Source organism: Pantoea latae, assembly GCF_002077695.1.
Classification (GTDB): domain Bacteria; phylum Pseudomonadota; class Gammaproteobacteria; order Enterobacterales; family Enterobacteriaceae; genus Pantoea; species Pantoea latae.
This window is the reverse complement of sequence record NZ_MWUE01000022.1, coordinates 184,134-199,783: the sequence shown is the minus strand read 5'-3', so window position 1 is coordinate 199,783 and position 15,650 is coordinate 184,134. Positions and strand designations below refer to the sequence as shown.

Below are 15,650 nucleotides of genomic sequence, written 5' to 3'. Positions count from 1 at the left end.
CTGTATAGCATCGACGCCGTGTTATTAGTTACCTTCATGATCGCCGCTGAATTATAAGCAAAAAAAGGTTGGTGTTATTCGCGACAGTAGGAGAGAAAGCGCTCCAGCGCCCGGGAAAGGTGCTTCTGGCGATGATGAATGCGGTAGAGCGTGCGCGTCAGGCGCGGCAGCGGAAGGGCCAGCTCCACTAAGGTTCCCGCCTCCAGCAGATCGGCAATCACCCGTCGCGACAGGCAGCTGATGCCCATATTGTGCCGCACTGCATGCTTGATCGCCTCGGAGTTGCCCAGCTCCATGCCCAGCTGAAAGGTGGGCAGATGCGAGAGCAGCAGATAGTCGACGATCTCGCGCGTGCCGGAACCGCGCTCGCGCAGGATCCAGGGCGCGTTGCCGAGGCTCTCCAGCGTCACCGGCTGACGCAGGATCTCCGCGTCGGGCGCGGCGAATACCACCAGCTCATCCTCCAGCCAGGGATCGCTCACCAGTTCGGTCATATGACACGGCCCTTCAATCAGACCGACGTCGACGCGAAAATCCGCCACCGCGTTGATTACGTCCTGGCTGTTGCCGACGCTCAGCTCCAGCGGCAGACCGGGAAAGTCGCGGCGGTAGGCGGCGATCATGCCCGGCAGCAGATAGTTGCCGATGGTGCTGCTGGCGTAGATGCGGATCGCCCCGTTGTCCTCTTTAAACAGCTGTTCGATTTCACCCGCCTGCTCCAGCAGGCCGATGGCGCGCGGATAGAGCAGGCGGCCATGTTCGTTCAGCACCAGCCGCTTGCCGACGCGGTCAAACAGCTGCACGCCAAGCTGGCCTTCCAGGTCCGCCAGCGCCGCGCTGACCGCCGACTGCGAAAGCGACAGCAGCTGCGAGGCCTGGGTCGTCGAGCCGCTTTTCAGCACCTCGGTAAACACTTCTATCTGACGCAGCGTGATATGCATCGGCTCTCCTTACATGGCGTAGCGCTGAACAAGGTAATAGAGCACCGCCAGCCAGATCAGCACCATCAGAAACAGGCCGAAGCCGCTGACCACTTTTTTGCCGCGCGCGCGCTGCACCTCGGCGCGCTCTGTGCTGCTGATGCGCACGTCACGCGGCAGCAGTCGCAGCAGGATCAGCACGCCTAGCGGAATGATGATCGCATCGTCCAGCAGGCCGATGACGGGAATAAAATCGGGGATCAGATCGATGGGGCTCAGCGCATAGGCCACCAGCCCAAAGGCCAGCAGCTTAAACCACCATGGCGTGCGCGGATCGCGGCAGGCGAACCACAGCGTCAGCACATCTTTTTTGATCAGGGTGGCCCAGCGGCGCAAACGGGCAAATAACATCTTTCCGCCTTATCGGTTTATCTGGTTAATTATAAATATATTATCAATTTCACTTTTAAGCCAGCGCGGCGCATGCTTTGCGTAACACGAGGAGCAGGTTATGGCAGAGCTGAGTTTTCCCAGATTTCCCCTTTTTGTTCAACATCGTTTTCCCGGTCTGCTGCTGACTGCGGCGATTGCCGGCGGCGCGGCCTGGCTGGCGCAGCGCCCGCAGTTCGCCGGGCTGGGGCTGGGCGCGCTGACGCTGGCGATTATGCTCGGTATTATCGTCGGCAACACCCTTTATCCGTCGCTGGCCGTCCAGTGCGACGCCGGCGTGCTGCTGGCGAAGCAGAAACTGCTACGGCTGGGGATTATTCTCTTCGGCTTTCGCATTACGCTGCAGCAGATTGCCGACGTCGGCCTGAGCGGCGTGCTGATCGACGCCCTGACCCTGAGCGCCACCTTCTTTGTCACCTGTTTGCTGGGCATCAGGCTGCTGAAGCTCGATCGCGAGACGGTGTGGCTGATCGGCGCGGGCAGCAGCATCTGCGGCGCGGCGGCGGTGCTCGCCACCGAGCCGGTGGTGAAGGCCGCGCCGTCGAAGGTGGCGGTCGCGGTCGCGACCGTGGTGCTCTACGGCACGCTGGCGATCCTGCTCTATCCCCCACTCTGGCTGCTGGCGCAGGCGCATTTTCCGCAGCTCAGCGCCGCGCAGTTCGGCATTTTTACCGGTTCGACCGTTCATGAAGTGGCGCAGGTGGTGGCCGCCGGTCATGCCATCGGCCCGGATGCGGAGAACAGCGCGGTGATCGCCAAAATGCTGCGCGTGATGATGCTGGCGCCGTTTCTGCTCTGCCTGAGCGGCTGGCTGCGCCGCACGCCGCACGGGACGCCGCGTCAGGGCATCGTCTTTCCCTGGTTCGCGCTCGGCTTTATCGGCGTGGCGCTGTTTAACTCCCTGCATCTGCTGCCCGCCGCCTGGGTGGCCGATATTAACCAGCTCGCTAATTTACTGCTGGCGATGGCAATGGCGGCGCTCGGCCTGACCACGCGCTTTAGCGCGCTACGTCAGGCTGGCGCGAAACCGCTGCTGCTGGGCCTGATGGTGTTTGTCTGGCTGATCGTCGGCGGCGGCGCCATCAATCTGCTGGCGCAGCATTTCTTGCATTAGACGCATCGGGTATGATGCGGGCTTCTTTTAGCAGCCTTTTCTGGAGAAGCGGCATGAAATATATCGGCGCACACGTCAGCGCGTCTGGCGGCGTAGAGCAGGCAGTGATTCGTGCCCATGAACTGGAAGCCACCGCGTTTGCCCTGTTTACCAAGAATCAGCGGCAGTGGAAGGCGGCCCCGCTTTCGGCGGAGACCATCAACGCCTTTAAGGCCGCCTGCGAAAAATATCATTTTGGCCCGCAGCAGATCCTGCCGCACGACAGCTTTCTGATTAACCTGGGCCATCCGGAAGCGGAGCCGCTGGAGAAGTCGCGCGCCGCTTTTATTGACGAAATGCAGCGCGCCGAGCAGCTGGGTCTGACGCTGCTTAACTTCCATCCGGGCAGCCATCTGAACAAGATAGACGAAGAGGCGTGCCTGAAGCGCATCGCCGAGTCGGTGAATTTCGCGCTGGATAAGACCTCGCAGGTGGTGGCGGTCATCGAGAATACCGCCGGCCAGGGCAGCAACCTCGGCTTCCGCTTTGAGCATCTGGCGACGATTATCGAGCACGTTGAGGATAAATCACGCGTTGGCGTCTGTATTGATACCTGTCATGCCTTTGCGGGCGGCTACGATCTGCGTACCGAAGCGGCGTGCGAAGAGACCTTTGCCGAGTTCGAGCGCATCGTCGGCTTCCAGTATCTGCGCGGCATGCACCTTAACGACGCCAAAAGCGCCTTCGGCAGCCGCGTCGACCGTCATCACAGCCTGGGCGAAGGCAATATCGGCAAAACACCGTTTAGCTGGCTGATGAAGGATGCGCGCTTCGATGGTATCCCGCTGATTCTGGAAACCATTAATCCGGATATCTGGAAGGATGAGATCGCCTGGCTAAAGGCAGAGCAGAAAAACTAAAAAAGGGAGCCGCATGGCTTAATGCTTGTCAGTTAAGCATGGGGTGATAACGCAGTCTGGGGCCGCTCAGAGGCGGGCGGTCCTCGCGCCGCTGACGCGGTACCTTCACGCCATTCGCCTGCCTGACGGACCGGCGGGGATGGAACCTCCCTGTTCCAGCCCCACCTTTCGCCCGCCTCCCTGCGGGCTCTCCTGGCAGACTCACTCTGTTCAGCGCTGCGAAATGCCCGCTCCTGAGCGGCCCCAGCCTGCTGGCAAGCTTCCGTGTGCGCTGCTGGAAAAGGACGGCAGCGTTTTTACGGCTACAAAGGGCACCCTGTCTGAGGCCACTGCGCCTCCTCTGCTGTAGAGGGCTATTCGCAGCGCTGAGGCGGAAACGTTGTGCCAGGAGCCGGTCGCAGGGATGCGACAGGCAGTTCGGGGAGGCCTGGATGGCCGTACCCGAACGGTCCGGCCGGCACGACGTTGCAGCCGAAGGCACCGCGCAGCGGCGCGAGGACGGCCCGGCAGCAGAGGAGGCACGGTGGCCCGCATCAGCATGCTCACACGCGTATACGAAAAGGCCGCCATTTCAATAAAATAGCGGCCTTATCTGAACACGAGCTTAACTGACAAATATTAAGCCAGCTGGCTCCCTTTTTCTTATAGCAAGGATCAGGCTTTCGCCAGCTCCTCTTCCGGGCGTTTCAGGACCGCGTAACCCAGTCCCGCCACTGCCGTGCCAACAATAATCGACACCAGGTAGCCCAGCACCGGCGTAATCGCGCCAGGGATCAGCAGCACGAACAAACCGCCGTGCGGCGCCATCAGCTTCGCGCCGATATACATCGAGATCGCGCCGGTCAATGCGCCACCAACGATACAGCACGGCAGGACACGCATCGGGTCGCGCGCCGCGAACGGGATCGCGCCCTCAGAGATAAAGCAGAGACCGAGCACCAGCGCCGCTTTACCGCCCTCTTGCTGACTTTTGTTAAACTTACGACGCGCCACCAGCGTCGCCACGCCCATCGCCAGCGGCGGCACCATGCCCGCGGCCATAATCGCCGCCATCGGCGCGTAGGTTTGCGAACTCAGCAGGCCGACGCCGAAGGCGTACGCCACTTTATTTACCGGGCCGCCCATATCGGTACACATCATGCCGCCCAGAATTGCGCCCAGCAGCACCGCATTGGCCGTGCCCATATTCGCCAGCCACGCGGTCAGGCCGGTCATGATCGCCGCAACCGGTTTGCCCACCACGAAGATCATCAGCAGGCCGGTGATCAGGCTGGCGATCAGCGGGATAATCAGGATCGGCTTCAGCGCTTCCATACTCTGCGGCAGCTTCAGCTTGCCGCTGATCAGCTTCGCCGCATAACCAGCGATAAAACCGGCGATGATGCCGCCAAGGAAGCCGGCGTTGATGCTGGTGGCGATCATGCCGCCGATCAGGCCTGGGGTCAGACCGGGACGATCCGCGATAGAGAATGCGATAAAGCCCGCCAGCACCGGCACCATCAGCGCAAAGGCGCTGCCGCCGCCGATCTGCATCAGCGCCGCCGCCAGGGTGCCCGGCTCTTTAAAGGCGGTGATGCCGAAGGCGAAGGAGAGCGCGATGCTCAGGCCGCCCGCCACCACCATCGGCAGCATATAGGAGACGCCGGTCAGCAGGTGACGATAGGCGCCCGCTTTCTCTTTCTTGTCGCCCTGCGCATCGCTGCTCTGCGCACCGGTCGCTTTGTAAGGCTTCGCTTCGGCCACCGCTTTATCCAGCTCCTGCGCGGTTTTCTTCAGCGCCAGACCGGTCGAGGTGCGGTACATCGGCTTGCCGGCGAACTTCGCCAGATCGACTTCGATATCCGCCGCCACGATCACCAGATCGGCCGCCGCCACCTCTTCCGGCGTAATGGCGTTGCCCGCGCCGACGGAGCCGCGGGTTTCCACTTTCACCCACCAGCCGCGTTTGGTCGCTTCCGCCTGAATAGCTTCGGCGGCCATAAAGGTGTGCGCCACGCCGGTCGGACAGGCGGTCACCGCAACAATGCGTTTTTGCGCGTTCGGCTGCACAGCCGTCGGCGCCGCAGCCGTTGCGACGGCCGCAGGCTGCCAGGGTTTCGCTTCCGCCTTCGCCTGCGCAAAGAACTGCTCAGGCGCGCGCACCGCCTGCTGCACGTCGCCGCGCCACAGCGCTTTGCCGTTCAGCGCCGCGTCGTTCGGCACGTCGCGGCCGAGCACGATGGCCAGCTCCGCGTCCGCCGGGTTTTCCGTCAGGGTAACGCCAGCCTGCGCGGCGGCGGCGGCCAGGCGCTGTTGCGCCATATACGCCGAGGCCTGCCCAATAGAAGGATCTTTAATCAGCAGCGTTTTCATTATCGCTCTCCTGCTGTCAGTTAACGGGTTGTAAGTCGACGCGCGCCATCATCGCGGCCAACTGGGTACGATCGGTCACGCCGACGTTGCTCTGGCTGACGGCCATCGCCGCCACCGCCGTCGCAAGACGCAGCGTATGCTCACTGGATTCGCGCATCAGCAGGCCGTAAATCAGGCCGCCAACCATGGAGTCGCCCGCGCCCACGGTGCTGACCACCTCGCACACCGGCGGTTTGGCGATCCATTCGCCTGAGGCGTTGACCCAGAGCGCGCCCTCGGCGCCCAGCGAAATCACCACATGGGCGATGCCCTGCTCGCGCAGTTCATGCGCCGCGCCAATGACATCCTGCAGCGTCGGCAGTTTGCGACCGGCCCAAATTTCCAGCTCGCGGCGGTTGGGTTTTACCAGCCAGGGCGCGGCTTTCAGGCCGGCCACCAGCGCCTCGCGGCTGCTGTCGAAAATAATGCACGGGCAGTGGGTGCGCAGTTCGCTCATCCAGCGGGTAAAGGCTTCCGGCTGCACGCCCGACGGCAGGCTGCCGCTGACGCACACCATGTCGAACTGACCCAGCCAGGTGAGGGAGTCGCTGGTAAAACGATCCCAGTCCTGCTGATTCACCTCAAAGCCAGAGAAGTTAAGGTCGGTGACGTCGTTATTCTGCTCGGTGAGCTTGACGTTGATACGGGTGCGGCCCGGCACCACCTGAAAACGGTTGGCGATACCCAGCTCGCTGAACAGCTGCTGAAAGCCGTCCTGATTCTCTTTGCCGAGAAAACCGCCGACCGTTACGTCGATGCCGAGATCTTTCAGCACCTTCGCCACGTTAATGCCTTTACCGGCCGCGTGCAGGCCGGTGGTTTTCACCAGGTTCACTTCGCCGCGCTCGATCTCCGGGGTAAAACCCACCAGATCGTAAGCAGGGTTCAGGGTAATAGTTGCGACACGTCTGCTCATGCTACGCCCTCGCCCAGACCAGAATTGATCGCCTCTTCGATGGCGTTAAGCGCCTGCTGCGCATCTTCGCCGCTGGCGGTAAAGCGCAGCCGATGGCCTTTTTTAACGCCCAGCGCCACCACTTTCATCAGGCTGCGGCCGTTAGCCGGCTTGCCGCTGCCGTCGAGGTTGGTGACGGTAATATCGCTGTTGAACTGTTTGATAATGCTCACCAGCGCCGTGCCGGGACGCGCGTGCAGCCCGTGCTCGTTGCGGATGGTGAACTCGGCGCTCAGCACCTCGGCCTGCTCGTCGACTTCGCTGGTCAGCAGCGCGTAGACGCCCGCCGCGTCCGCCTTCAGCAGGCGATCCGCCTTGCCGTTCAGCAGCAGCGCGCTGAGATAGCTCAGCACTTCGAGCGGACGATCGTCGGTGGCGGAAACCGTCACCAGCAGCGCCACTTTCTCTCCATCCTGTTCGCCGGGGGTAGCCGCACGGCTGACCGCCACCGCGCTGCGCAGGTTGCCGCGGCTGCTGTCGCTGAGCCAGATGCCCTGGCCGAGGCTCAGCGGCGTTGCGGCCACCGCGTCGGCGACAAAGCTGGCGTCGACCGCGCCGGCGGCCTGCAGACGCCCGGCGTTCAGCGCCTGCAGCGTAATCAGGTCGTTTGCGGCGACGTCTAAGGTGATCAGCGAGGTGTCAAAGCTGAATTCGGCCGCCTGCTTTTCGCCCATCAGCAGCGCGCGCAGATCCTCCGCCGAGGCGGTTTTCAGCTGCTCGGCGACGCTGTCGTCGCTCAGCACGTGCGTCAGCTGGCGCAGCAGCGCCAGGTGCTCGTCAGATTTCGCGGCGATGCCGATCGCCACATAGGCGATCTGATCGTCGCCCCAGGTCACGCCCTGCGGAAACTGAAACACCTGCACGCCGGTTTTCTGCACCAGGTCGCGCGTGTCGGTGGTGCCGTGCGGGATGGCGATGCCGTTGCCCAAAAAGGTTGAGGTTTGCTGCTCGCGCGCCAGCATGCCGTTGACATAGCCCTCCGCCACGTTGCCGGCCGCCGTCAGTGCGGCGGCGACCTGACGGATCGCCTCTTCTTTGTTTTGTGCATGGGCTCCGGTGTGGATGGCCTGCAATTCGAGCTGGAACATAGATCTCCTCGCTTACTGAAATTGAATCGTTTCAGCCTGATGGTGGTTTAAAGCGCTGCCAGCACGCGCAAAGCGCGACGCTACACCGCTGAAACGTTTCAAGGAGTCTGGTACAGCGCTCCAGGCCATGCAAGAAATTGCGTAAAATGCGTAGCAGATTTTTGACGTTACGCACATTTCAAATGGGGGATGAGAAAGTGAGAGCGGCAGAAGCTGAAAGGCGTGCTGTAACGGTAAGGGCGCGCGCAGGAAAAGCGTCAGCAATTTCAGCTTTGTCAGGGCGCGGTGTCCGCTTCCAGCTGCAGCAAATAGATCATGGCGTCGCGACGGCTGTCGCCGCACATCTCGCGCGACGGCTGCAAACCGGCGCAGACCGCGGGCCGCAGCGGCGAGCCGAATAGCTTGCAGCGCAGATCCGCGTCCAGCTGGATACAGGGCGTGTTAGCGGGTTTGCCGTGGGGCATGCCGGGAACAGGCGAAGAAATAGAGGGCGCGGTACAGCAGGCGCCGCACTGACTACGGCATTGCATGATGCGCTCCAGCAGGGAATAAGCCGCGACAATAGCAGTCCCCATCGGGGAAAGCCATGACTGCGTAACCGGCCGCATTTTTTCCGGCGCCATATTGCCTGTTTTCGCTGGCGCGAGTAACGTGGCGCGCATCGGAATCCTCCTTTAAGCGAGAGTTGCAATGCCAAGAGCGAATGAGATCAAAAAAGGAATGGCGGTGAGCTTCAACGGCAAGCTGCTGCTGGTGAAAGATATCGATATTCAGAGCCCGAGCGCGCGCGGCGCCGTGACGCTGTATAAAATGCGCTTTACCGATATCCGCACCGGTCTGAAGGTAGAAGAGCGTTTCAAAGGCGACGATATCCTTGACGTTATTCAGCTCAGCCGCCGCAGCGTCACCTTCTCCTATATTGACGGCGACGAGTATGTCTTTATGGATGACGAGGACTACACGCCCTACTCCTTCAAGAAAGATCAGATTGAAGAAGAGCTGCTGTTTATCCCGGAAGGCGGCATTCCCGGCATTCAGGTGCTGACGATGGAGGGCCAGGTGCTGGCGCTTGAGCTGCCGCAGACCGTGGATATGGAGATCGTCGATACCGCGCCGGGCATTAAAGGCGCCTCCGCCAGCGCGCGCACCAAGCCCGCCGGCATGAGCACCGGCCTGAGCATTCAGGTGCCGGAATACCTCAGCAACGGCGATCGTATCCGCATTCATATCGCCGAGCGCCGCTATATGAGCCGCGCCGACTAACAGACGCAAAATATGTTATAAAGTAACATTAGTGGCCGCCTTCGCGGCCATTCTCGTTTAACGGAGGCTCCTGCCATGACGCGCGTCAACCTTATCACCGGCTTTCTCGGCAGTGGGAAAACCACCACGCTGCGCCATCTGCTGGCCAGCAAGCCGCAGCATGAGAAGTGGGCGATTCTGGTCAACGAGTTCGGTGAAATCGGCATCGACGGCGCGCTGCTGCGCGACAGCGGCGCGGCGCTGAAAGAGATCCCCGGCGGCTGCATGTGCTGCGTCAACGGCCTGCCGATGCAGGTGGGGCTGAACAGGCTGCTGACGCAGAATCGTCCCGATCGGCTGCTGATCGAGCCCACCGGCCTGGGGCATCCGCGTCAGCTGCTGGCGATGCTAAGCGCGCCGGCTTACCAGCCGCATCTGCAGCTTGATGCCACGCTGACGCTGCTGGACGCGCGCCAGCTGGCCGATGCGCGCGTCACCGCCAACGAAAATTTTCGCGATCAGCTGGCGGCCGCCGATGTGATTATCGGCAATAAAAGCGACCTCTGGGATGCGGACGATCGGCAGCGTTTGCAGCAGTGGCAGCAGGCGTTTCTTAACGACCGCGCGTTTATTACCGCCCGCTTTGGCGCCATCGATCCCCAGCTGCTCGCTCAGCCGCGCACGAATACGCAAGCGCTGCCGCAGCCTGCGCATCATCATGCTTCTCCGGCGCGCGCCAGCGGCGTTGCCGCGCTGCGTCTCGACGGCCAGGCGCGCTGGCGTCGCGCGTTAAACGAAGGCCAGGGCTATGTTGCCTGCGGCTGGCTGTTTGACGGCGATACGCTGTTCGACGGCGACGCGCTGCTCGCCTGGGCGCGTCAGGCGCCGGTCGAGCGCCTTAAAGGCGTGCTGCGCACCGCGCAAGGGGCGCTCCGCCTTAACGGTCAGGGCGGCGACGTGCAGGCAGAGCGCCTGGCGGAGACGCCGTCCGACAGCCGTATCGAGCTGATTCATTCGCAACCGGTGGACTGGAATCGTTTGCAGTCTCAGTTGTTGAAGCTTCGTTTAAACTAGCCAGGTTAGCTTCTGCCGTTATTTTTTATTTGAGTGAATACGATGCGCGCAACTCGTCTTGTCACAATTCTGCTGCTCAACGCCCTCGGCGTTATGTTGTTTCTCTCCTGGTATCTGCCGCCCGATCACGGTTTCTGGGCCGGCGTCGATAAGGGGATCTTTTTCAGCTTTAATAACCAGATGGTCGATCATCCGGGCTTTGCCCTGCTGGTGGCGATCACCAACTTCCGCGGTTTCGATCTGGTGTCGCTGCTGGCGATGGGCGCGCTTTACCTGGTCTACTGGCGCCGCGAAACGCCGCCGGGCCGCCGTCGCCTGCTGGCCATCGGCATCACCATGCTGCTCAGCGCGGTGATCCTGAATCAGCTTGGCCATCTGCTGCCGGTGCAGCATAAAAGTCCGACGCTGTTCTTTGAAAACGCGCATCGCGTCAGCGAGCTGACCGGTATTCCGGCCAAAGACGCCTCCGCCAACAGCTTCCCTGGCGACCACGGCATGATGCTAATGATTTTCGCCTGCTTTATGTGGCGCTATTTCGGCTGCCGCGCGTTTCTGGTGGGCGCCGCGATTGTAGTGATCTTCGCGCTGCCGCGCGTGATGGCGGGCGCGCACTGGTTTACCGATATCGCCGTAGGGTCGCTTTCGGTGCTGCTGGTGGGACTCAGCTGGGTGCTGCTGACGCCGCTGAGCGACGCTATCGTTAACTTCTTCTACCGTAAGCTGCCGGGCAAATATAAGCCGTAAATAGCGGCGGTGGGACAGAAGCAAATCTTATTGATAAGCGCGGATAAAAGAATAGCGATATTCTTAGGGCTCCGCGCTTAATAAAATCCCGCCACAATTATTAGCACGCTAACCAAATAGCGTGATACAGAAAATATTATGATGATTTCGGCGCATTCGCGCCGCCTCTCCCCGGCTGTCCAGCGTGAAAGCTCTTAAAAAATCCCCTACAGAAAGAAATGGCGGCTTTTTCACCCCTTATTTTGGGGATAATTTCCCGAATTTGAGGATAAAGTAACCAGTCTGTTACAGACTGATTTCACATCAAAAAAAGCTATTAGAAATTACATAAAAGCACTCGCCACGGCGTCTGGAATCAGTTAACCTCCATGACGTTGAGGCTGTAGCAGCAGAAAATTCGGCTCCTTTTTAGGCAAAAACGTGTTCGTTAACACATTTTAGTAATTAAGGAATTGTCTTAGGTTGCAACGCTTATTAATCTCAATCCGTTTTGTCATCTGGCTGGCGACATTCTGTCGTAAGGACATCGAAGGAATATACGAACAATGGTCAAGTCTCAACCAATACTGAGATATATCTGGCGGATTGTGCCTGCAGTGGCGCTGGCAACACTCCTCTCGGCATGCAGCAGTACCGGTCAACACGCAAAAAACGAGAATCATGAAGTTAACAACCAGAATGGTTTTTTACTTCAGGCGTCTCAGGATGAATTCGAAGAGATGGTGCGGAACGTGGACGTTAAGTCCCGCATCATGGAACAATATGCCGACTGGAAAGGCGTGCGTTATCGCCTCGGCGGCGACAACAAACGTGGCATCGACTGTTCCGCTTTTGTTCAGCGCACTTTTCGCGATCAGTTCGGTTTAGAGCTGCCGCGTTCAACCTCTGAACAGCAGGACACCGGCAACGAGATTTCACGCAGCAAGCTGCGTCCTGGCGATCTGGTGCTGTTCCGCGCCGGCTCAACCGGCCGCCACGTGGGCATCTATCTCGGCAACGATAATTTCGTCCATGCTTCTACCAGCAGCGGCGTGATGATCTCCAGTCTTAACGACAGCTACTGGAAAAAACGCTACCGCGAAGGGCGTCGGGTATTAAGCCGTAACCCCAGCTAGTTCCTGACCTTCGATCGTTTCTCAGCCAGAGAAAAACAAGACGCTGCTTCGGCAGCGTTTTTTTTCGCCCTTATGCCGGATAACCGCGTACTAATAATGTAAAAGTGATTGTTTATCAGAAGAATAACGAGACATTTCCTGCAGTCTCGTTATATTCTCATGACCTTCGCCAGAGAGCAGTCGTGCACAGTCAATAATAAAAGATAAGACAAGGGGAAAGCACTTCATGCCACTGTCCAGGGCGCTGATGCGCCAGGCCACTTATCCTCGCCGCATCGCCTGGAGCAGCGCGATTTTCGGCAGCCTTTTCTTTATTGTTTTTACGCTGGTCCTGCTGACCTTTACCTGGCACAAGCGGCAGCATCAACATCAGCAGCTGCTAAACGACAGCCGCAACGCCCTGCAGCAATCGCTGGACGCGCTTATCGCCCACACGCTGGACCCCCTGCTCTCTTTTACTCAGTTTGACTGTCACGCCATCAGCCAGGAGCTGACCTCCCGCGCCGCTTTCGCCAACGATCTGCGCGCCATTTTACTGGTGCGTGAGGGCTACGCTTTTTGTTCCTCGGCGACCGGCGCGTTTTATCTGCCGCTTAACGCCATCTCCGATCAAACCGATCTCAGCCGCAATCGCGACCTGCGCCTGCTGAGCGGCACGCCGCTGCAGCCCGGCAAACCCGTGTTCGCACTGTGGCTGCGTAATCCGCAAAGCGTCCAGTCCGGCGTGCTGGCCACCGTCAATATCAACCTGGCGCCCTATCAGCTGCTGGCCTCCTATCATCCGGAAATCTCCGGCATGGCGCTGGTGGCGCAAAACACGGCGCTGACCAGCTGGCGGCAGAGCGTGATGGCCAACGACGAGCTGCCGCAGCAGCCGCTGATGCAGCTGCCGCTTAACGGCTATCCGCTGCAGTTCGTGCTCTATGGCGATACGCTGTCGATGCGCGATGTTCACCTGATAGTGCTGAGCGGCATTCTGCTGTCGCTGCTGGTGGGCGGCGGCTGCTGGCTGCTGCTCTCTCTTAACCAGCGGCCGGGCAAAGAGATCCTGCTCGGCATCAAGCGCGGCGAGTTTCACGTTGAGTATCAGCCGCTGATCAGCACGCTCAGCGGGCGCGCCTACGGGCTGGAAGCGCTGCTGCGCTGGACCCATCCCAGCGAGGGCATGATCCCGCCGGATATGTTTATCAGCTACGCGGAGTCGCTTAACCTGATTATTCCGCTGACGCGCCATCTGTTCGAACTGGTGGCGCGCGATGCGCACCGGCTCAACCCCTACGTGCCCGCCGGCACCCATATGAGCCTTAACCTGTCGCCGCTGCACCTGGCATCGGAAAGTTTTCAGCAGGATGTCAAACAGTGGATCGCCGCCATGCCTGGCAACCATTTCAACTATGTTTTTGAAGTGACCGAGCGCACCATGGTGCGGGATAAAAACGCCGGCGAGATCTTCGCCTGGCTGCATCAAAACGATATTCAGATTGCCATCGACGACTTCGGCACCGGCCACAGCGCGCTGATTTACCTGGAGAAGTATCCTTTCGACTATCTGAAAATCGACCGCGGCTTCGTGCAAAGCATCGGCACGCAGACCCTGAATTCGCCGGTGCTGGATGCGGTGCTGCACCTGGCGAAGAAGCTGAATCTGAAAACCGTGGCAGAAGGCGTGGAAACGGGCGAACAGGCGGCCTGGCTGGTCAAGCACGGCGTCAGCCATATGCAGGGCTATCTGTTCAGCCGCCCACTGAAGCCGGACCGGCTAATTGACTACTACCGCAGCCGCAGCCTGGCGACGCTGGCTGGATAAGGCCGCCACCGATCACAGGAGATCGCTCATCCTATGCTGTTTCGCCCGATCACGCTGCTGCTGCTCAGCGCGCTTTGCGCGCCGCTGCAGGCGCAAGAGGTGCAGGAAAGCCGCGCCTTCGCCACGCTGGGCGAGCCTAAATACGCGCCCGGCTTTAGCCACTTCGACTATGCGGATCCCAGCGCGCCAAAAGGCGGCCATCTGACGCTGGCGGTGGTCGGCACTTACGACAACTTTAACCGCTACGCCTCGCGCGGCAACCCTGGCGCAGGTACCGAGACGCTCTACGATCGCTTATTCACCAGCTCCGACGACGAGCCGGGCAGCTACTACCCGCTTATCGCCGAGTCGGCGCGCTACAGCGACGATTTCCGCTGGATGGAGATCCGCCTCAACCCGCGCGCGCAGTTTCATGACGCGACGCCGATCACCGCGCAGGATGTCGCCTTTACCTTCGATAAATTTATGCGCGAAGGCGTGCCGCAGTTTCGCGTCGTTTATCGCGGCGTGACGGTCAGGGCGCTGGACAGCCAGCGCGTGCGCATCGACCTGCCGAAGCCGGACAAAGATTTAATGCTGGGGCTGCTGACGCTGCCGGTGCTGTCGCAGCGCGACTGGCAGAACAGAAAGTTCAACGAGCCGCTAAGCGCGCCGCCGCTCTCCAGCGGCCCTTATCGCATCAGCCGCTACAAGCTGGGCCAGTACATCGAGTACAGCCGGGTAAAAAACTACTGGGCGGCGGATCTGCCGGTCAATCGCGGCCGCTTTAATGTCGACACGCTGCGCTACGACTACTACCTTGACGATAACGTGGCGTTTGAAGCCTTTAAGGCAGGCGCCTTCGATCTGCGCGAAGAGGGCTCCGCGAAAAAATGGGCGACGCAGTATCGCGGCCGCAACTTCGACAGCCGGCTGATTGTGAAGCAGACCACACCCAACCGCGTCTCGACCAACACCACCTGGCTGGCGTTGAACAACGAAAAGGCGCCGTTTAACGACCGTCGGGTGCGACAGGCGCTGACGCTCGCCTTCGACTTTGAGTGGATGAACAAGGCGCTGTTTTATGGCGCCTACCAGCGGGTCAGCAGCTATTTTCAGAACACCGAATACGCCGCCAGCGGCCTGCCGGACGCCGCGCAGCAGGCGCTGCTCGCGCCGTTTAAGGCGCAGCTGCCGCCCGAGGTGTTCAGCGCGCCCTATGCCCCGCCGCACACCGACGGCAGCGGCTACGATCGCGCCAACCTGCTGAAAGCCCTGGATCTGCTGCGTCAGGCGGGCTGGCAGGTGAAACATCAGCAGCTGGTGAACGATAAAACCGGCCAGCCGATGCGCCTTGAGCTGCTGCTGCGCAGCGGCGCCAGCAACGACTGGGCGCTGCCCTGGCAGCACAGCCTGTCGCGCCTCGGCATCAGCCTGACGCTGCGCGTGGTGGACGCCTCTCAGTATCTGCGGCGGCTGCGCGAAGGGGACTACGATATGATCGCCCGCGTCTATCTGGCGATGCCGATCCCCAGTTCCGATCTGCAGACCAGCTGGCAGTCTGACTATATCGACTCGTCATGGAACAGCGCGCGGCTGAAAGATCCGCTGGTCGATCACTTTGTTAAGGCCATCGTGGCGCATCAGGGCGATAAAGCGGCGCTGCTGCCGCTGGGCCAGGCGCTGGATCGCATCCTGCTGTGGAATGCGTATATGATCCCGATGTGGTACAACGCGGAAGATCGTACTGCCTTCTGGGATAAATTCTCCCATCCCGCCGTTAAGCCCGCCTATGCCAGCGGGCTGGAGAACTGGTGGTATGACGTGAACAAAGCCGCGCGTTTGCCGGCGGAACGACGCTGAGGAGCCTGA

The 15,650-nt window shown here is 60.5% G+C and carries 14 protein-coding genes; 8 read left to right on the top strand and 6 right to left on the bottom strand.

All coding sequences use genetic code 11. The annotated features are described in order from the left end of the window. Positions 1-74: 74 nt before the first annotated feature. Positions 75-941, bottom strand: coding sequence for a DNA-binding transcriptional regulator YeiE (yieE, locus tag B2J69_RS14920; protein ID WP_081140440.1), 867 nt, complete (start codon positions 939-941; stop codon positions 75-77). 9 nt (positions 942-950) lie between these two features. Continuing rightward, on the bottom strand, positions 951-1,331 hold the full coding sequence (locus B2J69_RS14915; RefSeq protein ID WP_081140439.1) for a YkvA family protein: 381 nt from the start codon (positions 1,329-1,331) through the stop codon (positions 951-953). A gap of 100 nt (positions 1,332-1,431) precedes the next feature. Between B2J69_RS14915 and B2J69_RS14910 the strand changes: the two genes are divergently transcribed. Continuing rightward, the gene (locus tag B2J69_RS14910; RefSeq protein ID WP_081140438.1) at positions 1,432-2,484 is read left to right on the top strand and encodes a YeiH family putative sulfate export transporter; all 1,053 of its coding nucleotides are present in this window, start codon (positions 1,432-1,434) and stop codon (positions 2,482-2,484) included. A 53-nt stretch (positions 2,485-2,537) separates the two neighbouring features. After that, positions 2,538-3,383, top strand: coding sequence for a deoxyribonuclease IV (gene nfo / locus B2J69_RS14905; RefSeq protein ID WP_081140437.1), 846 nt, complete (start codon positions 2,538-2,540; stop codon positions 3,381-3,383). 654 nt (positions 3,384-4,037) lie between these two features. Here the strand turns inward: nfo and fruA are convergent. The 4 genes from fruA to B2J69_RS14880 form a co-directional block, all read right to left on the bottom strand. After that, on the bottom strand, positions 4,038-5,735 hold the full coding sequence (gene fruA, locus B2J69_RS14895; RefSeq protein ID WP_081140436.1) for a PTS fructose transporter subunit IIBC: 1,698 nt from the start codon (positions 5,733-5,735) through the stop codon (positions 4,038-4,040). A gap of 16 nt (positions 5,736-5,751) precedes the next feature. After that, positions 5,752-6,690 carry a 1-phosphofructokinase gene (fruK, locus tag B2J69_RS14890; RefSeq protein ID WP_081140435.1) on the bottom strand — a complete coding sequence of 313 codons (939 nt, stop codon included), beginning with the start codon at positions 6,688-6,690 and terminating at the stop codon, positions 5,752-5,754. Continuing rightward, positions 6,687-7,817 (bottom strand): fused PTS fructose transporter subunit IIA/HPr protein, encoded by a 1,131-nt coding sequence (gene fruB, locus B2J69_RS14885; RefSeq protein ID WP_081140434.1) that lies wholly within the window; start codon positions 7,815-7,817, stop codon positions 6,687-6,689. Before fruB ends, fruK begins: the two co-directional genes overlap by 4 nt. A gap of 275 nt (positions 7,818-8,092) precedes the next feature. Beyond that, positions 8,093-8,347 carry a YkgJ family cysteine cluster protein gene (locus B2J69_RS14880; protein ID WP_081140510.1) on the bottom strand — a complete coding sequence of 85 codons (255 nt, stop codon included), beginning with the start codon at positions 8,345-8,347 and terminating at the stop codon, positions 8,093-8,095. 160 nt (positions 8,348-8,507) lie between these two features. On the opposite strand from B2J69_RS14880, the gene yeiP reads away from it, so the two are divergent. From yeiP to B2J69_RS14850, 6 genes are all read left to right on the top strand, one after another. Continuing rightward, positions 8,508-9,080 carry an elongation factor P-like protein YeiP gene (gene yeiP, locus B2J69_RS14875; RefSeq protein ID WP_081140433.1) on the top strand — a complete coding sequence of 191 codons (573 nt, stop codon included), beginning with the start codon at positions 8,508-8,510 and terminating at the stop codon, positions 9,078-9,080. 75 nt (positions 9,081-9,155) lie between these two features. Next, entirely contained in the window at positions 9,156-10,133 is a 978-nt protein-coding gene (locus B2J69_RS14870; protein ID WP_081140432.1) for a CobW family GTP-binding protein, read from the top strand. A 42-nt stretch (positions 10,134-10,175) separates the two neighbouring features. Beyond that, complete coding sequence (locus B2J69_RS14865) at positions 10,176-10,877, top strand: phosphatase PAP2 family protein (RefSeq protein WP_081140431.1); 702 nt, start codon at positions 10,176-10,178, stop codon at positions 10,875-10,877. A 545-nt stretch (positions 10,878-11,422) separates the two neighbouring features. Next, positions 11,423-11,992, top strand: a complete 570-nt coding sequence (gene mepS, locus B2J69_RS14860) for a bifunctional murein DD-endopeptidase/murein LD-carboxypeptidase (RefSeq protein WP_081140430.1) — start codon at positions 11,423-11,425, stop codon at positions 11,990-11,992. 226 nt (positions 11,993-12,218) lie between these two features. Then, entirely contained in the window at positions 12,219-13,799 is a 1,581-nt protein-coding gene (locus B2J69_RS14855; protein WP_081140429.1) for a cyclic di-GMP phosphodiesterase, read from the top strand. Between the two features lie 33 nt (positions 13,800-13,832). Continuing rightward, positions 13,833-15,641: an extracellular solute-binding protein gene (locus B2J69_RS14850; protein ID WP_081140428.1), complete on the top strand. Its 1,809-nt coding sequence runs from the start codon at positions 13,833-13,835 to the stop codon at positions 15,639-15,641. Positions 15,642-15,650: the final 9 nt, after the last annotated feature.